Genomic DNA, 15597 nt, shown 5'->3' on the forward strand with positions numbered 1-15597 from the left:
CTACGATTCCACCCCATGGGCGGCCGCAAACGCATCAAGGTCGCGCGCGTCTACGACGATCCCGGGCCCGACGACGAATATCGGGTGCTCGTCGACCGGCTATGGCCGCGCGGCTTCCGCAAGGGAGATCCGCGGGTGGGCCAATGGATACCGAAGGTCGCACCGTCCACCGAGTTACGCAAGTGGTACTCCCACCAGACCGAGCGGTTCGATGAGTTCGCGGCCCGTTACACCGACGAACTCGAAACCGACGACGGCGCTGCGGCGTTGGCCGAGTTACGCGACCTGATGCGCCGTGGCACGGTCACGCTCGTGACCGCCGCGCGCGATCTGGATGCCAGCCACGTAGCGGTGCTGGCCAAGCTGCTGTCGTAGGCTGCTGGCCGTGGATGCAGCCCCGGCCGTCGCGACTGCCGCAGTCTTCGTGTGGTTGGGCATGGTACTGGCGATTTCCTTCATCGAAGCCCCGCTGAAATTTCGCGCACCCGGTGTCACGTTGCAGCTCGGACTTGGCATCGGCCGCTTGGTCTTCCGCGCGCTCAACACGGTCGAGGCCGTGCTGGCCGTCGTCGTCATGAGTTGTTTCGCCGTCGAAATGCCGGCGAACGGCATCACCGCCGCGGCAGGTGTCGCCGTCCTTGCCCTAGTGGCCCAGGTGGTGCTGGTGCGGCCACGGCTGTCTCGGCGCTCTGATGCCGTGCTCGCCGGCGGCGAGGGGCCGCGGTCACATGCGCACTGGGCATACGTCGGCCTGGAAACGGTCAAGGTGATCGCGCTGCTCATCACGGGTGTACTGCTGCTGGCCGCGTGAGACGATCGCCCGATGCGGCTGGGATTGCACGCCCTTGGCATCGGCGCCGGCGCCAGCCGCGCGGTCATTGACGCCGTCGCGGCCGGGGCCCAGCGGTGTGGTTTCGCGACGCTGTGGTGTGGCGAACACGTCGTGATGGTCGACCGGTCGGCCTCGCGCTACCCATATTCCGACGACGGGCAGATCGCCGTGCCGCCAAGCGTCGACTGGATCGACCCGCTGATCGGGCTCAGTTTCGCCGCCGCGGCCACGTCGACGATCGGACTCGCGACCGGCGTGCTACTGCTGCCCGAGCACAACCCCGTGCTGATCGCCAAGCAGGCGGCGACTCTGGACACGCTGTCCGGTGGACGCTTCACGCTCGGTGTCGGTGTCGGATGGTCGCGCGAAGAGTTCGACGCGCTCGGTGTGCCGTTCGAGCGACGCACCGCGCGCACGGCCGAGTATGTCGCCGCGATGCGGACGCTGTGGCGGGACGACGTGGCGTCGTTCGACGGCGAGTTCGTCAGGTTCGACTCGGTGCGAGTGAACCCTAAACCTCTTGCCCGCCAAGGTATTCCGATCGTGGTGGGCGGCAACAGCGACGCGGCTTTGCGCAGGGTGGCGGCTTGGGGCGACGGCTGGTACGGCTTCAACCTGGCCGACGTACAGCAGGTGGCCGAACGGATCGCGTATCTGGACCGGCAGTGCGACGAACGCGGCCGCGACCGGCGTGACCTGCAGATCTGCGTGGCGTTGCGCGATCTGCATATCCGCGACGTCGAGCCGCTCGCCGAGCTCGGCGTCGACGAGCTGGTCGTCGTGGACAGCCCGCCGGCGGACGCGCGCGTCGCGGTCGACTGGGTGTCGGCGTTGGCCGATCACTGGATGTCGAGGCTGCGCTAGCTGACCAGTTCACGCACCCGAAGCGCGCAAGCCGTAGGTGACTTCTGACCGTCAGTAGTCGTAGCGGGCGAGCGTGGTGCTTCCCACCAGCGTTCCGTCGTCGATCGACACGGTCGCGGGCACCAACTCACTGGTGATCAGTCCGTGCTCGCCGGTCAGTTCGTCGATGACGTCGAAGCTGGACTGAATTCGCTCAGGTGTTTCGACGACGATTGTGGTCACCGGGACGCTTCGCGACATCTGAATCAGCTTGTCGCCGTGGGGTTTATGGTCTCCGTGGAAGCCCCATATGCCTCGCAGCACGGTTGCGCCGGTGGCCGTTTGTGAGTCGAACAGGCGCCGGGCGATGGCACGGTGGATGGGCACGCCGTCGTGGAGCGTGGCCTCCGACGTGTAGACCATCAGCTTCTGCCACAGCTCACGGCCTTGCCCGTCGACTGCCGGTAGGGCAGCCGGGCGAGTCAGAACCTTGCCGGCGCGCTTGCACAGTTGCACGCGTTCGACCGTCATCAAGGCCGAAGGGAGTTGCGATTGGAGCTCGGGAATCGCAGCGTCCACCGTCGAGGCCGCACCGACAGCGATGATCATCACCGGGACGTCGACGTTGCGGCTGAAAAACCGGGCCCGCCGGCGCTGGCCCAACTTGGTGCCGTCGACACCGAGAAAGACTGAGGCACCGGCAAATCCATGACGATGCAGCAGATCGCACGCAACGCGATAGGCCGGCTTTCCCGACACCCGATCCTGGCGTCCGATGTAGATGGTGAGTTTTGCCGTTTCCGGCGTCGGCGCCGTCGGAGTGGAGCGACCGACGAGCAGGGCCCGCTCGAGCGTGACGAACCCGCGTGTCGTCTTGGCCACGATTTCGTCGGCCAGTGCGCTGATCTTGTCTGCGGTGTCGACCGCCGCGATCGCGATCGGCGCGTCCTCGGACAGGCTCAAGGACTCGTCGCTGCGGAACTCGTGGTGCGGGCCGAAGCTGGCTATACCGCGCAGCACGATGCTGGTCGCGACGGCCTCGCGCGCATAGCTGTCGAGCAGAGCGTCGGCGAGAAATCGGTCCCCGCTGCGCAGGCGCTCGGCGAAGTACGTGGTGAGCTTCAGGTAGTCGGTCACACCCGGACTCCGATCCACAGGCCCAGCCACGCTGCCGTCAGGCCGAGCACGACGCTGACCACGATGTTGGCCAACGCAGGGGAGACTTGACGCTCCTCGCCGAGGCGTTGGGTTTCGAGCATCCACGTCGAGAACGTGGTGTAGGACCCGACGAAACCCGTGCCGACGAGCAGGGCCAGATGCGGGCTGAGCGCAAGTCCGGCCAGGAATCCGAGAAGCAGCGCGCCGCTGAGGTTGACCGCCAGCGTGCCGTACGCGAAGGCCGCCGGGATGCGCGCCGACACCGCGCGGTCGACGAGGAAGCGCAGTACGGCCCCGACACCGCCGATGACAAAGACGCCTGCCCAGACTGCGACGGTCACCGGCGCACCCCGACGCGCCGCACCAGCGCGGTGGCGACGTAGACGGCGACCAGGCCGGCGGCGATGCTGGCGACGGTATATCCGAGAGCCAGGATGTAGTGGTTGTGCTCGATCATCTTGATCGTCTCCACCTGCATCGTGGAAAAGGTTGTCAGGCCGCCACACAGTCCAGTCCCGAGAAGCGGTCGCCGGTAGCTCGATACCGGCAAACGCTCGAGCAGGCGGGTGACGAAGTAGCCCAACAGGAATGCGCCCACGATGTTGGCGGTGAACGTCGGCCACGGCCAGCGTCCGGGGTCGGGTGCGGCGAACGTCTCCAGCGCTGCCCGGGCAACGGTGCCAAGCGCACCGCCGACGAAGACGGCGGCCAGCTCGCGGACGTCGAAACTGAACATGAGCCAAAGTATCGCCGTCCAGCCGCCGGACCGGCGTACGACGCGTTTCGGTGAGGAGCAGAATCGAATCCATGGCGGCGAATCCACGTGCCGGGCAGCCGGCGCAACCCGAAGACCTCATCGACGTGGCCCAGGTGGTGACGGCCTACTACACCGTGGAACCCGACCCGGAAAACGTCGACCAGCAGGTGGTGTTCGGAACGTCGGGCCACCGCGGGTCCAGCCTCGACGCCGCGTTCAACGAAGCGCATATCCTGGCCACCACGCAGGCCATCGTCGAGTACCGCGCCGGGCAGGGCACCACAGGCCCGCTGTTCATCGGCCGCGACACCCACGCGCTGTCGGAGCCGGCATGGGCGTCGGCGCTGGAGGTGTTGGCCGCCAACGACGTTGTGGCGATGATCGATTCGGCCGATCGCTACACGCCGACTCCCGCCGTCAGCCACGCGATCCTCACGTTCAACCGAGGCCGCGACGGTGACTTGGCCGATGGCATCGTGGTCACGCCGTCGCACAACCCGCCGCGCGACGGCGGCTTCAAGTACAACCCGCCCAACGGTGGACCCGCCGACACCGACGCCACCGGTGCGATCGCCAAACGCGCCAACGAGATCCTGCGCGACGGGCTCAAGGCGGTGAAGCGTGCGCCGCTGGCCCGGGCGATGCAGACCGCGCAGCGGCACGACTATATGGACGCCTATGTCGCCGACCTGCCCAATGTGGTGGATGTGCACGCGATCCGCGCCGAAGGCATCCGCATCGGCGCCGACCCGCTGGGCGGGGCCAGCGTCGACTATTGGGGAGCGATCGGCGAACGGCATGGGCTCGAGCTGACCGTGGTCAACCCGCTCGTCGACGCGACATGGCGGTTCATGACCCTCGACACCGACGGCAAGATCAGGATGGACTGCAGCTCGCCCAATGCGATGGCTGGGCTTCTTCGGGCGATGAAGGCCAACCCCGACGAGTATCAGATCGCCACCGGTAACGACGCAGACTCCGACCGGCACGGCATCGTCACGCCCGACGGCGGCCTACTCAATCCGAACCACTACCTCGCCGTCGCGATCGATTATCTCTACAGCCACCGGCCCGACTGGCCAGGTTCGACGGCGGTCGGCAAGACCGCGGTCAGCTCGTCGATCATCGACAGGGTGGTCGCCGGGCTGGGCCGCAAACTGCTCGAGGTGCCGGTGGGCTTCAAGTGGTTCGTCGACGGATTGCTCAGCGGCACAATCGGTTTCGGTGGGGAAGAGAGTGCGGGCGCATCGTTCCTGCGCCGGGACGGGTCTGTCTGGACGACGGATAAGGACGGCATCATTCTGGCGCTGCTGGCGTCGGAGATCCTTGCCGTGACGGGGCAGACGCCGTCGCAGCGGTATGACGCCCTTGCCGAAAAGTACGGTGCGCCAACGTATGCCCGCATCGACGCGCCGGCCGACCGCGAGCAGAAGGCGCGTCTGGCCAAGCTTTCTCCGGAGCAGGTGACCGCGACGGAGCTGGCCGGTGAGGAGATCACCGCGAAGCTGACGACGGCGCCGGGTAACGGCGCGGCTCTGGGCGGTTTGAAGGTGACGACGGAAAACGCGTGGTTCGCCGCGCGGCCGTCGGGCACCGAGGACGTCTACAAGATCTACGCCGAATCTTTCCGCGGCCCAGAGCATCTCGCGGAAGTGCAGGAGGCGGCCCGCGAAGTGGTGAACAAGGTCATCGCGTGAGCTCGACTGCGGAGGGCGACTGTCCGACAACCGAAAAGCAGCGCCTTCCCCGTGAAGTCTGGGTACTGATCGCGGCGAACGTCGTGGTGGCGCTGGGTTACGGCGTGGTGGCCCCGGTTCTTCCGCAGTATGCACGGCACTTCGGGGTCAGTATCAGCGCGGCGACGTTCGTGATCTCGGCGTTCGCGCTCATGCGACTGGTTGCGGCCCCGCCGGCCGGCCTGCTCGTTCAGCGGTCGGGGGAGCGGCGCGTCTACATCACCGGTCTGCTGATCGTGGCGTTGTCCACCGCAGCGTGCGCGTTCGCCGAAACGTATTGGCAACTATTGCTGTTCCGTTCACTCGGCGGACTGGGGTCAGCGATGTTCACGGTGTCGTCGCTCGGCCTGATGATCCGGATTTCGCCGCCGGACGCGCGCGGCCGCGTCGCGGGCCTGTTCTCGTCGGGCTTCCTGGTCGGCTCGGTCGCCGGTCCGGTGCTGGGCAGCCTGACCGTGGGCCTCGGTTTGGCGGCACCGTTCGTGATCTATGGTGCGGCACTTCTTGTTGCCGCAGCCGTGGTGTTCGTCAACCTGCGGCACTCGGCCGTGGCGGCACCGGAGTCGAACAGCGAGCCCCCTGTGTCGGTGCGGGTGGTGCTTCGTCATCCGGCATACCGCGCCGCGCTGTTCTCCAATTTCGCAACAGGTTGGGCGGCGTTCGGATTGCGGATCGCGCTCGTACCGCTGTTCGTCGTCGACGTCCTTGGCCGCGGGCCGGGGTTCGCGGGCATCGCGCTTGCCACGTTCGCCGTCGGAAACATCTCGGCCGTCATCCCCAGTGGTTACCTCTCGGACCGGGTCGGGCGCCGAAAACTGCTCATCGTGGGCCTCACGGTGTCGGCGGCCTCGACGGTCCTGGTCGGTTATACGTCGTCGCTGCCCGTGTTCCTCGCGGCGGCGTACGTGACAGGTGCGGCCACAGGCATTTTCGTCTCGCCGCAGCAGGCCGCAGTCGCCGACATCGTCGGGAACAAGGCGCGTGGTGGGACGGCGGTGGCGACGTTCCAGATGATGGCCGACCTGGGTTCGATCGTCGGATCGGTGGTGGTGGGCCAGGTGGCCGAGCACACCTCGTTCGGCTGGGCATTCGTCGTCAGCGGCATGATTCTGATGATCGCGGCGGTGGGATGGACGGTGGCGCCGGAAACCCGAGGGCGGCCGCCCGCCGAACACACTCCGGCAAGGGCGTTGGGCCCGGAGGCGGGCGGAGAAGTGCCCTGAGCAGCTGTTTTGAACGCTTCCCGCAGGTGGTGTAACTTCGATGGGCACGACTCACGGGGCTATGGCGCAGCTGGTAGCGCACCACACTGGCAGTGTGGGGGTCAGGGGTTCGAGTCCCCTTAGCTCCACCATATAGGCGCAGGTCAGAGGCGGTTTATAAAGTTACGTCGGGAACCACGTAACACTTCACGTAACATCAGGGGTTGTGGCAAGCATCCACGCCCAGAAGAACCGCGCCGGGAACACGTACCGCGTGCTGTGGCGTCAAGATGGCCGTCAACGCTCGCTGACGTTCGAAAACCTCCCTGCCGCAGAGCGTTTCAAGACGCTGTTGGACGACCATGGTCCTGATGAGGCGCTACGCATCATCGAACTCGATGAGATCGGCCGCCACGTCCCGACGGTCACCGAGTGGCTGCACACCCACATCGACAACCTGACCGGTGTCCAGCCAGCCACCCTCGCGCGCTACCGCACCTACGTGACCCGCGATATCGACCCGGTCTTCGGCTCCGTGCCAGTCTCGGCGGTCACCGAGACGACCATCGCAAAGTGGGTAAAGCAGCTTGGTGGCGGCGGGAAGACCATCGCGAACAAGCACGGCTTCGTTTCGGGGGCGTTCAACGCTGCTGTGCGCGCCGGGGTGGTTGCGTCCAATCCTTGCCAGGGCCGGCGGCTGCCGCATACCCGCGTCGAGGAGACGGTGTTCCTGACGCCTGACGAGTTCCGGCTGCTGCGTGATCACATCGAGCGCGACCGCTGGAAGAATCTAGCCACCTGGTTGGTGACTACCGGCATGCGCTTCTCGGAGGCGACTGCGCTGAGCGCCGCCGACATCGACATCAAGGCGAAGACGTGCCGAATCAATAAGGCCTGGAAGTACTCCGGTGATTACCGGCCTGAAATCGGGCCGCCCAAGACGAAGAAATCGATCCGCACCATCAGCCTGCCGCCAGCGGCGCTGGAGGTCGTCGACCTCAAGTCGCAAGGCTTCCTGTTCACTAATGGAGCCGGCAATCCGGTTCGTGCACAGGAGTTCTTCAACGGCGGCTGGAAGCCGGGACGTGAGAGTGCGATGAAGGCTGGCTTGACGAAGTCGCCTCGTGTGCACGACCTCCGCCACACGTGTGCATCATGGATGATCCAGGCTGGTGTGCCGCTGCCCGTCATCCAACAGCACCTCGGGCATGAGTCCATCCAGACGACCATCGGGGTCTACGGGCATCTCGACCGACGAAGCGCCCAAGCCGCCGCCGACGCCATCGGGTCGGCGCTCGGCTAACAGGATCGCTCAGATTGCTTTCCAAGCGACCGTCACCGTCTGCCAGTCGTCGCCCTAACGGCACGAATAACGCGGTTATCCATAGGGTCTCGCAGGATGGCGATCGGTGCTCCTCATGTCGAAAGCCGATGGCCGCGTGCGCATGCTGCGCGGCACTTCCGGCCAGTACCCGACGTACGACATGACGTCGATCGGGCGCACCCGGACGCGCGCACGACGACTAGCAAACCTGCCGCACCGCTCATGCTTTCAGGAAACGGAACCGTTTCATGGCCGCTCTCCTTGCCGAGAACGATTCGTCGTTTGCTTGTTATACGGTAACGCCATGCGCGACGTCGGCGGCCTCATCCACACCACCGCCGGCACCTGGATCACCCGGCCACCCGTGCGTTGCCCGAGCAGCCGCGGCCTCGGCGGCGGCCCGGTCCTCGTCGGCTGCGAGGCCCGCACCGGCTACGGCGGCGGCGAGCACATCACCTGGTCTTGTCGAACATGCGCTGACACGGTGTGCGGACCGCTTAAGGCAAGCCACTGCACGGCTTCGGATAGACCACCACCGGTGCGCATCTCCAACCGACTCGCTGGAAGCAACTGACCGGTGGCACGGGAAGAAGTCGAGCTTCAGCTGTCTGGTGCTCTTTTCGGCGGAGATCCGCGCGGGTTCATCGCGTTCCTGGGATTGCATGGCCGTGCGCTGGGCGACAACCGTTGGGCCGTATGGCCAAGCAACGACAAGGCTTTCGTAAGTCACTACGGCCTGGCGGACGACACCGAGTTCATGAACCGGTTCGATCACTTGAAGCGGATGCCGATGACGGCAGATCATCTGGCCGACCCCGAAACTGTCGCGCGGTTTGCCGAACTCGACTCGCAACTTGCCGAGCGAGTGGCTGGCGGATCCGATATCGCCGCCGTCTTTCATAGTATTCAGGCGAATATCATGAAATGCGCCACCCACGAGCAAGTAATGGCTGTCGTCGAGCAGGCATGCGCAACCCTCGCGACAACCCCCTACGCCGCAACAGTCGAGCTCTTGTTCTCGAACTTGTCGGCACATCTGGTAATCGCGACCGACCTACTTATCCACCGAGTTAGGTTGCCCGCGATAATGTTTCGATTCGACCAGGATCCCGACGCCATGGACACGATCACCGGTATCGGAGAAGAGGCCGGCTATTTCGCATCTTCGTCGAACTGGTTTCAGGATGTCATCGGTGCGTCCCATTACTTTGGTCCGCTACTCGGGTGCCTATCCCCAGGCTTCTGGTGTGTCCCCGCAGGGCGGCCGCCCGCGGCAATTTTATTCAGCCTGGGCACAGGGATCGCCGGGTACCGCCATTCACCGATGGAGCCGATGCAACTGCTGCCTAGTCAGAGCCGCGACGAACCCGTGCCCGACAAACATCTGCTGCCCATTTCTTGCCGGGTCGCAATCACCTGGTGGACAAACAGACTTAATCAGATGTTCGGATACCTCTGTGATCCAACGGTTTTCAGCAACAAGCATGGAATTTATGACCCGTACGAGCACCAACACTGGCTACTAACGTTCGGCCAAATTTTCGGCCTGACTACGGCGCTGCAGACATCCAGCCGAAACCACGCGACGCAGCGGACGCTGATGAATACGCTGCTCGATTCCTACGCGGACCGAATCATGGACCGGCGCTTTGAGCAATTATGTCGGTACAACGTCGCCAAGGAGGCGGCTGACAGAGTGCGCGCCAAGATGCCCGACGTCGTCGCAGCCCTTCTGATGCCTCTTGCCGACCGGGCCGTCGACAGCCTCCGCCGTGTACAGGACGGATTCTTCTTCCGTAAGCAGCGCGGCGACGATAACGTCCTCATCCGGATTCCGGGCGATCCAAATCCAGTTCATCGGGAACCGGAGCTTGCAGCCGCCCTGCTACTGAAGATCTATCGGAACGCGACCCATGGATTCGGGGGCGGGCGGCTGCCCGAAAGCGAAAAAGATCAGGTCGCCGAGAAGCTTTTGGCCCACCACACTGGTGAACTACCCGACGATCTGGTTTTCCTGCCGTATCTGTACCTACTCGATACCTTGTGTAATCCCGAGAAGATCCGCCAGACGATCATCAAGCATGCTCGGATCCGCGGCTGACGCGGGGGCAGGCCCAGCCTTTTGTGGAGCGGCATCACGCTGAGCGCGGTCCGCGACTCTGTACCGCCACGCGGAGCGCGCTGTCGTTCTATCGGCTTCCGTGCCACCGTGGCACGATCGAAAACGGAATTCTCGCCCGCACCACGAGCGAAAGGACACAGGTGTTCTACCTGATCAAGCCCGACACCACCGTTCTGTGGAACGACCTCCCCGAATCCGTTATCGACCAACTCGCCAAAGACAATCCCGACACCACGATCGACCTCCGCCGCCTCACCTGGCACCCGTCAGAACGGTGGTTCGACGCCGGCCTACTCAACACCGCGCTGCGCTACGGCATCGCAGTCGCCGACGGCCTAGTCGTCGGAGGCCAAGCACTAGTGCCGCTCGACTACTTCCGGAGCATGGAGGCCATCCTCAACAAAGAGATTGAGCGCGACTCGACCAACGTGCCCCATGCCGACCTAATGGAAGCCGTTATGCCCGGCTGGAAGCAGAACACCCGAGACCTCGACGCACGCGTCCTCGAATCCCAGCGACGAACCGTCGAACGCGCTCAGCGAGAAATGCTGAAGGCCTTCGAGAAACCAATCGACACTGCGCTGGCCGAGCACTGGCAAAAGCTTGGTGGCTCGTTGCCACCTCAGCCGCCCGGATAGGTTCCCGCAGACACGCCTTGATAGAACTCCCTACAGCTTGCCTGCAGATCGTTGGCCTGTTACGCGGTGCACGCGCAAGCTCCGCGCCGGTATCGCTGTTGGCGTGCGCCCTGCGCACGCCCGACGGGCGACGCACCGCGCTGCCGGATCAGCTGTCGCTTCGCCGGTGTGCGCTAGTTTTTCAGCTACGGACCCAGCTCGATGAGCTCGACAACGTGAACCCCGACGACTTCACCCCGTGGCCCCACCGGACGGGCCGCACCGACACGCATTGGATGCGGCAGTTCGTCACTGTTCCTCTTTACGCTGAGTAGGTGGCAAAGTCCGATTGGCCAAAGTCGTTTGTCATTCCGTCTGTAGCAATATCGGTCATTGCGGCGGGATTCCTGATATGGCATGTGGTCGATCCCGCGGCACGAGTCGATGGCTGGACGGTCACGCTGCTTGTCGTTACGTTCCTGCCGTGGTTGGGAACCATATTCGAAAGCCTCGGATTCCCCGGTGGTGCAACCGTCAAGTGGCAAAAAGTACAAGCCGAGCAAGAACAACAAGCAGATGACATACAAGCTTTGCAGTTCCTGCTCGCCCGATTCCTCACTAAACCCGAACGCGACGTCTTGCAACGGCTCGCGAGAGGCGAATCGATACCGATCGCCCATGAAGGTCTAGGCGGCCCGACGATTCAATACGTCGACTCGCTGAGGCGAATGGGCTTGGTTGCCGTGAAGCCCGAACTTCTGGAATCTTTCAGACAGAAGGAAGCGGAGGGGCACACCTCCATGGACGTATCTAACGTCGGGGAGACCTTCGATATCACCGAGAGCGGTCGGCGATACCTCGAACTCCTTGCCAAATTGCCCGACGACAACGCGGAAATCTTCCCCGATGGTTCGGGACTTCGTACCGGCCCCTCGACACCGCCGCTCTAACGGACGAGCTACTGACGGCTGCGGGAGCATAACCCCGTGTTCGCCATGGACCGATCGCACGGTGCGGGCGCTGAGCGCCGTGTGCTGTCGAGTGTGGGGCGATCAGCCCAGCCCGTCGGCCGTGCCTCGAGAATCGGGATTGCTCAAGCGCCGTGCTGCCGGAGTCGACGGCCGTAGCGACTGTGCCTGGACAGTCCGGATGGCGACGGTGGATCGGCCGGCCGTGCGTCTATGCACATCGACTCAATTGCTGCTTCGATCTGAGCCTCCGTCATCGCCCATCTGCCCGCGCGCTTCATGCCGGCGAAGGTTCGATCGCGAAGCTTTGAGCGGAGGTAGGACTCGGAGAATCCGAGGATGCGGGCTGCCTCGGCGAGGTCATAGATGATCGGAATCATCGTGTACTCCTCCCGCAGTCTTCATTGCTTGCGCCGAATGAGGGACGGGTGCGACCTGCTCGGAGTCGCGTCGCAGTGGCCCGACAAGCGTCGGACCACGTCGGTCCTTCAACCGCGCGGCTTCCCACTCGACGACGTCGCTGACCCGATATCGGACGTGCCGGCCCATCCGGGCGTATCGCGGGCCAGTTCCCTTCGACGCCCACCGGGCGAGCGTCTTGGCAGGCAGTCCCAAGCGATCGGCAAGTTCGCGTCGGCTCAGCCACCGCTCATTGATGTTGTTGCTCATCGTGTTTCGACCCTTCCCGCGTGGGGATGTACGCGGCATTACATGAGCGTAAGCCTGCCTAGGTGGTGCTATAGGTACTAATTTTTCGACGGTCGCTGCGATGGTGTGACCGGTGAAATCGCTTCACGTCCGTCATTTCACCGACCCTCATCACATCCCTCAATCGTTCTCAAATTCAATACATCCGCCCTCGACAGTCCTCATATATGCTCAATACAAACCAAACACATTGCGGCCCTGTCATTTCCGGCATTACCCGACCCAAATTTCTGCACGGCACATTGGCACAAGGGTGCAATACTGGTTTCGGGACCGCTGACGCGCTCCCGAAACAGGCTTCCTCTCAACTCGTTTCGTGGGCGAAGGTGACGGCGGTGTTGACGATTTCGCGACTCAAGCGCTTCGGCATCGGCTACTACAACGACACCGCCGACCAAGCCAAACAAGCCGCGATGGACCGGCAGCGGGCCAATGGTGGTCTGGGGGAGTACTACTCCGAAGGCGACACCCGCACACCCACCTGGCTGATCGTCGGCGACACTGAGAGCATCGCTGACACAACGGGACTCAGCGGCGGCGCGCTGGATGGTGGTGAGGTCGACACCGAAACCGCGCGGATCTGGCTCGATGAGGGCCGCGCCCCGTCAGGCGCCCACGGGCGAGTATTCACCCAGGGCAGCGTGCACGGTTTCGATCTGACCTTCGCCGCGCCGAAGAGTGTGTCGCTGCTGCGCGCGCTCACCGATGACCTCGGCGAGAAAATTATGGTGACCGCACACCGTCGAGCAGTCGAGGCCGCGATGGCGTATCTGCATCGGCATGCCGGCTACACCCGGGTGCACAACCCGGTCACCGGGATGAAGGATCTGCAGCGCCTGCCCGGTCTGGTGGCGATCGCGTATCAGCACGAGACCTCACGGTGCGGGGACCCACACTTACACACTCACGTGATCGTGCCTAACCGCCAACCCCGCGCCGACGGGCAATTGGTGTCGCTGGATTCGAAGTCGGTGTATCACGAGGCCAAGGCCGCCGGCATGATCTATCAGGCCACCCTGCGCCGGGACCTGCACGCCGAACGCGGCTTCGAATTCGCGCCCATCGACCCGCACACCGGGATGGCCGACATCGCCGGCGTCACAGACGAATCCATCCGGGCGTGGTCGCAGCGCTCCACCCGGCTGCGCGAATGGGCCCGCGACAACCTCGTGCTGGTCGACGGCGAACCCAGCGCGGCGCAGTTGGCCGCCGCGCAGAAGGCCACCCGGCCCGCCAAACCAGAATCCCTGGCGTGGGCACAGCTCAAGGAGCACTGGCGCGCCGATGCGCGCGGCCTGGTCCTGGATCGCGACGCGCACTACCGCGCGCGTACTGAACGCCGCGCCCGCGCCGCGCAATTGAGCGCGCACACCGCGGCGGCGGCCGCGCACATCGACAAGGCCGCGTTCACCCGCGCCGACCTGGTCGAGCTGCTCGCCGCGCAACTCCCGATCGATCTCCCTGGTGAGCCGTATGAACTGGTCGAGCGCGCCGTCGACGCGGTGAGCGTGCCGGTGAGTGCGCCGCGCGCCGCGCACGAACGCGAAGGCCACGAACGCTTCACCCTGGCCGCGATCATCGCCGAAGAGGAGCGCATCCTGGACATGGTCGACGCGCGCGACAACCGCGCACTCTTGGATGTGCGCGCCGACGACTGCGCGGGCTTGTCGGCGGGCCAAGCGCGCGCGGTGCGCGCGATCGCGGCCTCACCGTTCCTGGTGCAACCGTTGCAGGCCCCGGCGGGCGCAGGCAAAACCCACTCCCTGACCGCGCTGCGCGCCGCCGCGCATCGGGCGCGCAAACAGGTGCTCGTGCTCGCGCCGACCGGCAAGGCCGTCGATGAAGCCCTCAACGGCGGCGCCGGCGACCGCGGCCTGACCGTCGCCAAAGCGCTGCACCTCATCGCCGAGGACCACCTGCGGCTCGACCGCACGCTGGTGGTCGTGGATGAGGCCTCCATGCTCGGCACCCCCGACCTCGGCACCCTCCTGGCGGCTGCCACCCAAGCGGGGGCCAAGGTGGTGCTCGTCGGCGACGCCCACCAACTCGCCCCGGTCAAAGCCCGCGGCGGCATGTTCGAACACCTCTGCACCGACCTGCCCTGGAGTCAACACCTCACCGAAGTCTGGCGCATGACAGACCCCCACGAACGCGACGCCTCCCTCGCGCTACGTTCCGCGCACGGCCACCGGCTGCGTACCGCGGTCAAGTGGTATCGCAGCCATGGCCGCCTGCACACCGGAGATCCGATCGCGATGGCCGCCGACGCCCTCAACGCCTACCTCACCGACCGCGCCAATAACAAAGACGCGCTGTTGGTGTGTGACACCTGGGAAATGGCCGACGCACTCAACCGCCGCCTACACGACACCCTCACCCAAGGTCACAGCGTGACAGCCGCACGCGACCAACCCATCCGGGTGGGAGACCTCATTATGAGCCGCGCCAACGACCCCACCATCGCGCTGCACCCCGGCCCCAACAACACGGCGCACTCACTGGATCAGGTGCGTAACGGCAACCGGTGGCGCGTCGCGGGCATCGACACCGCCACCAATCGGCTTGCCGCCGAACGGTTGTCCGACGGCGCCCGCGCCGTCTTCGCAGCGGACTATCTCACCGAGCACATCACGCTGGGTTACGCCACCACCGTGCACGCCGCCCAAGGCGTCACCACCGACACCTGCCACGCCATCCTCGGCGAAGGCGCCTCCCGGGCCATGGCCTACGTCGCCATGACCCGCGGACGCCACACCAACCACACCTACCTCTACCAAAAACTCAACCACGAAGCCGACCACCAGCACGCCACACCCGCCGCCGCGCCAGACATCCACCGGCTACGCAGGGGTGACAAATACTGTGCCGCAGGGACTTTTCGCAGCATTCTGGCCAACGACGACCGACCCACCGCCATGCATGCACAAGCCGAACACACGCCCACCGAGCTACTCCCAGACATGGTCTCAGAGACGCTTCAGCGCAACCAGCACCGCCGCCGGGCACGTCAAACAGTCTGGAAAGAACACCACAAGGCGGTCGAGGCTTGGCGCGAGAGCTACGCGCGAGTCGCGGCGGCGAGTACGCGTGAAGCCGGTCGATACCTCGACACAGGAGGACTGGAGCTGTGATGGTGACGCCTCTTGCGAACCCATAGCCAGGCCAGTGCGTGATGACGATGCGCCGTCGCGCCGTCGCCAACGAAGTCGGTTGTGGCTGGCCCGCTGGGTGGCCCATTGAGGCAGGTCTGGCGAGCCCGCTAGATCACGAGCAGCGTTACGCGAGACGTACGTGCCGTGTCGACGCCGACTGTCCCCGCTCATTCGTAGG

At 64.9% G+C, this 15597-nt stretch carries 16 protein-coding genes and 1 tRNA gene; 12 read left to right on the forward strand and 5 right to left on the reverse strand.

Annotation, left to right across the window (positions count from 1 at the left end):
- Positions 1–15 precede the first annotated feature (15 nt).
- Genes ACWW36_RS17340 through ACWW36_RS17350 form a run of 3 tightly spaced genes read left to right on the forward strand, consistent with a single transcriptional unit; the run spans position 16 to position 1696 of the window.
- A complete protein-coding gene (locus ACWW36_RS17340; RefSeq protein WP_456137229.1) occupies positions 16–375 on the forward strand; it encodes a DUF488 domain-containing protein in 360 nt (119 codons plus the stop codon).
- Positions 376–385: 10 nt separating this feature from the next.
- The gene (locus ACWW36_RS17345) at positions 386–811 is read left to right on the forward strand and encodes a hypothetical protein (protein WP_456137230.1); all 426 of its coding nucleotides are present in this window, start codon (positions 386–388) and stop codon (positions 809–811) included.
- Positions 812–823: 12 nt separating this feature from the next.
- A complete protein-coding gene (locus tag ACWW36_RS17350) occupies positions 824–1696 on the forward strand; it encodes an LLM class F420-dependent oxidoreductase (RefSeq protein WP_456137231.1) in 873 nt (290 codons plus the stop codon).
- A gap of 51 nt (positions 1697–1747) precedes the next feature.
- Here the strand turns inward: ACWW36_RS17350 and ACWW36_RS17355 are convergent, their stop codons facing one another.
- Genes ACWW36_RS17355 through crcB (ACWW36_RS17365) form a run of 3 tightly spaced genes read right to left on the reverse strand, consistent with a single transcriptional unit; the run spans position 1748 to position 3569 of the window.
- Positions 1748–2812 (reverse strand): DUF190 domain-containing protein, encoded by a 1065-nt coding sequence (locus ACWW36_RS17355; RefSeq protein WP_456137232.1) that lies wholly within the window; start codon positions 2810–2812, stop codon positions 1748–1750.
- Positions 2809–3174 (reverse strand): fluoride efflux transporter CrcB, encoded by a 366-nt coding sequence (gene crcB / locus ACWW36_RS17360; RefSeq protein WP_456137233.1) that lies wholly within the window; start codon positions 3172–3174, stop codon positions 2809–2811. Before crcB (ACWW36_RS17360) ends, ACWW36_RS17355 begins: the two co-directional genes overlap by 4 nt.
- A complete protein-coding gene (gene crcB / locus ACWW36_RS17365) occupies positions 3171–3569 on the reverse strand; it encodes a fluoride efflux transporter CrcB (RefSeq protein ID WP_456137234.1) in 399 nt (132 codons plus the stop codon). Before crcB (ACWW36_RS17365) ends, crcB (ACWW36_RS17360) begins: the two co-directional genes overlap by 4 nt.
- A 71-nt stretch (positions 3570–3640) precedes the next feature.
- Here crcB (ACWW36_RS17365) and pgm point away from each other — a divergent pair, with 71 nt between their 5' ends.
- The 8 genes from pgm to ACWW36_RS17405 all read left to right on the forward strand — a co-directional run bounded on the left by pgm (position 3641) and on the right by ACWW36_RS17405 (position 11541).
- Complete coding sequence (gene pgm, locus ACWW36_RS17370; RefSeq protein ID WP_456137235.1) at positions 3641–5287, forward strand: phosphoglucomutase (alpha-D-glucose-1,6-bisphosphate-dependent); 1647 nt, start codon at positions 3641–3643, stop codon at positions 5285–5287.
- Positions 5284–6549, forward strand: coding sequence for an MFS transporter (locus ACWW36_RS17375; protein ID WP_456137236.1), 1266 nt, complete (start codon positions 5284–5286; stop codon positions 6547–6549). Before pgm ends, ACWW36_RS17375 begins: the two co-directional genes overlap by 4 nt.
- A 55-nt stretch (positions 6550–6604) precedes the next feature.
- A tRNA-Ala gene (locus ACWW36_RS17380) sits at positions 6605–6680 on the forward strand.
- Between the two features lie 74 nt (positions 6681–6754).
- On the forward strand, positions 6755–7831 hold the full coding sequence (locus tag ACWW36_RS17385; protein WP_456137237.1) for a tyrosine-type recombinase/integrase: 1077 nt from the start codon (positions 6755–6757) through the stop codon (positions 7829–7831).
- A 325-nt stretch (positions 7832–8156) separates the two neighbouring features.
- A complete protein-coding gene (locus ACWW36_RS17390; protein ID WP_456137238.1) occupies positions 8157–8426 on the forward strand; it encodes a hypothetical protein in 270 nt (89 codons plus the stop codon).
- A 3-nt stretch (positions 8427–8429) separates the two neighbouring features.
- A complete protein-coding gene (locus tag ACWW36_RS17395; RefSeq protein WP_456137239.1) occupies positions 8430–9953 on the forward strand; it encodes a hypothetical protein in 1524 nt (507 codons plus the stop codon).
- Between the two features lie 161 nt (positions 9954–10114).
- Positions 10115–10612, forward strand: coding sequence for a hypothetical protein (locus tag ACWW36_RS17400; RefSeq protein ID WP_456137240.1), 498 nt, complete (start codon positions 10115–10117; stop codon positions 10610–10612).
- Between the two features lie 314 nt (positions 10613–10926).
- Positions 10927–11541, forward strand: a complete 615-nt coding sequence (locus ACWW36_RS17405; RefSeq protein WP_456137241.1) for a hypothetical protein — start codon at positions 10927–10929, stop codon at positions 11539–11541.
- Between the two features lie 143 nt (positions 11542–11684).
- Here the strand turns inward: ACWW36_RS17405 and ACWW36_RS17410 are convergent, their stop codons facing one another.
- Positions 11685–11939, reverse strand: coding sequence for a hypothetical protein (locus ACWW36_RS17410; protein WP_456137242.1), 255 nt, complete (start codon positions 11937–11939; stop codon positions 11685–11687).
- Positions 11920–12228 carry a helix-turn-helix transcriptional regulator gene (locus tag ACWW36_RS17415; protein ID WP_456137243.1) on the reverse strand — a complete coding sequence of 103 codons (309 nt, stop codon included), beginning with the start codon at positions 12226–12228 and terminating at the stop codon, positions 11920–11922. Before ACWW36_RS17415 ends, ACWW36_RS17410 begins: the two co-directional genes overlap by 20 nt.
- Before the next feature lie 374 nt (positions 12229–12602).
- Between ACWW36_RS17415 and mobF the strand changes: the two genes are divergently transcribed.
- Positions 12603–15398, forward strand: a complete 2796-nt coding sequence (gene mobF / locus ACWW36_RS17420) for a MobF family relaxase (protein ID WP_456137244.1) — start codon at positions 12603–12605, stop codon at positions 15396–15398.
- Positions 15399–15597: the final 199 nt, after the last annotated feature.

Source organism: Mycobacterium sp. MMS18-G62 (assembly GCF_053877835.1).

Bases quoted from the DNA above. Each gene is read 5' to 3' on its own strand.
- ACWW36_RS17410 (WP_456137242.1), bottom strand. From the start codon at position 11,939: ATGATTCCGATCATCTATGACCTCGCCGAGGCAGCCCGCATCCTCGGA.
- ACWW36_RS17350 (WP_456137231.1), top strand. From the start codon at position 824: ATGCGGCTGGGATTGCACGCCCTTGGCATCGGCGCCGGCGCCAGCCGC.
- crcB (WP_456137234.1), bottom strand. From the start codon at position 3,569: ATGTTCAGTTTCGACGTCCGCGAGCTGGCCGCCGTCTTCGTCGGCGGT.
- pgm (WP_456137235.1), top strand. From the start codon at position 3,641: ATGGCGGCGAATCCACGTGCCGGGCAGCCGGCGCAACCCGAAGACCTC.
- ACWW36_RS17340 (WP_456137229.1), top strand. From the start codon at position 16: ATGGGCGGCCGCAAACGCATCAAGGTCGCGCGCGTCTACGACGATCCC.
- ACWW36_RS17390 (WP_456137238.1), top strand. From the start codon at position 8,157: ATGCGCGACGTCGGCGGCCTCATCCACACCACCGCCGGCACCTGGATC.
- ACWW36_RS17415 (WP_456137243.1), bottom strand. From the start codon at position 12,228: ATGAGCAACAACATCAATGAGCGGTGGCTGAGCCGACGCGAACTTGCC.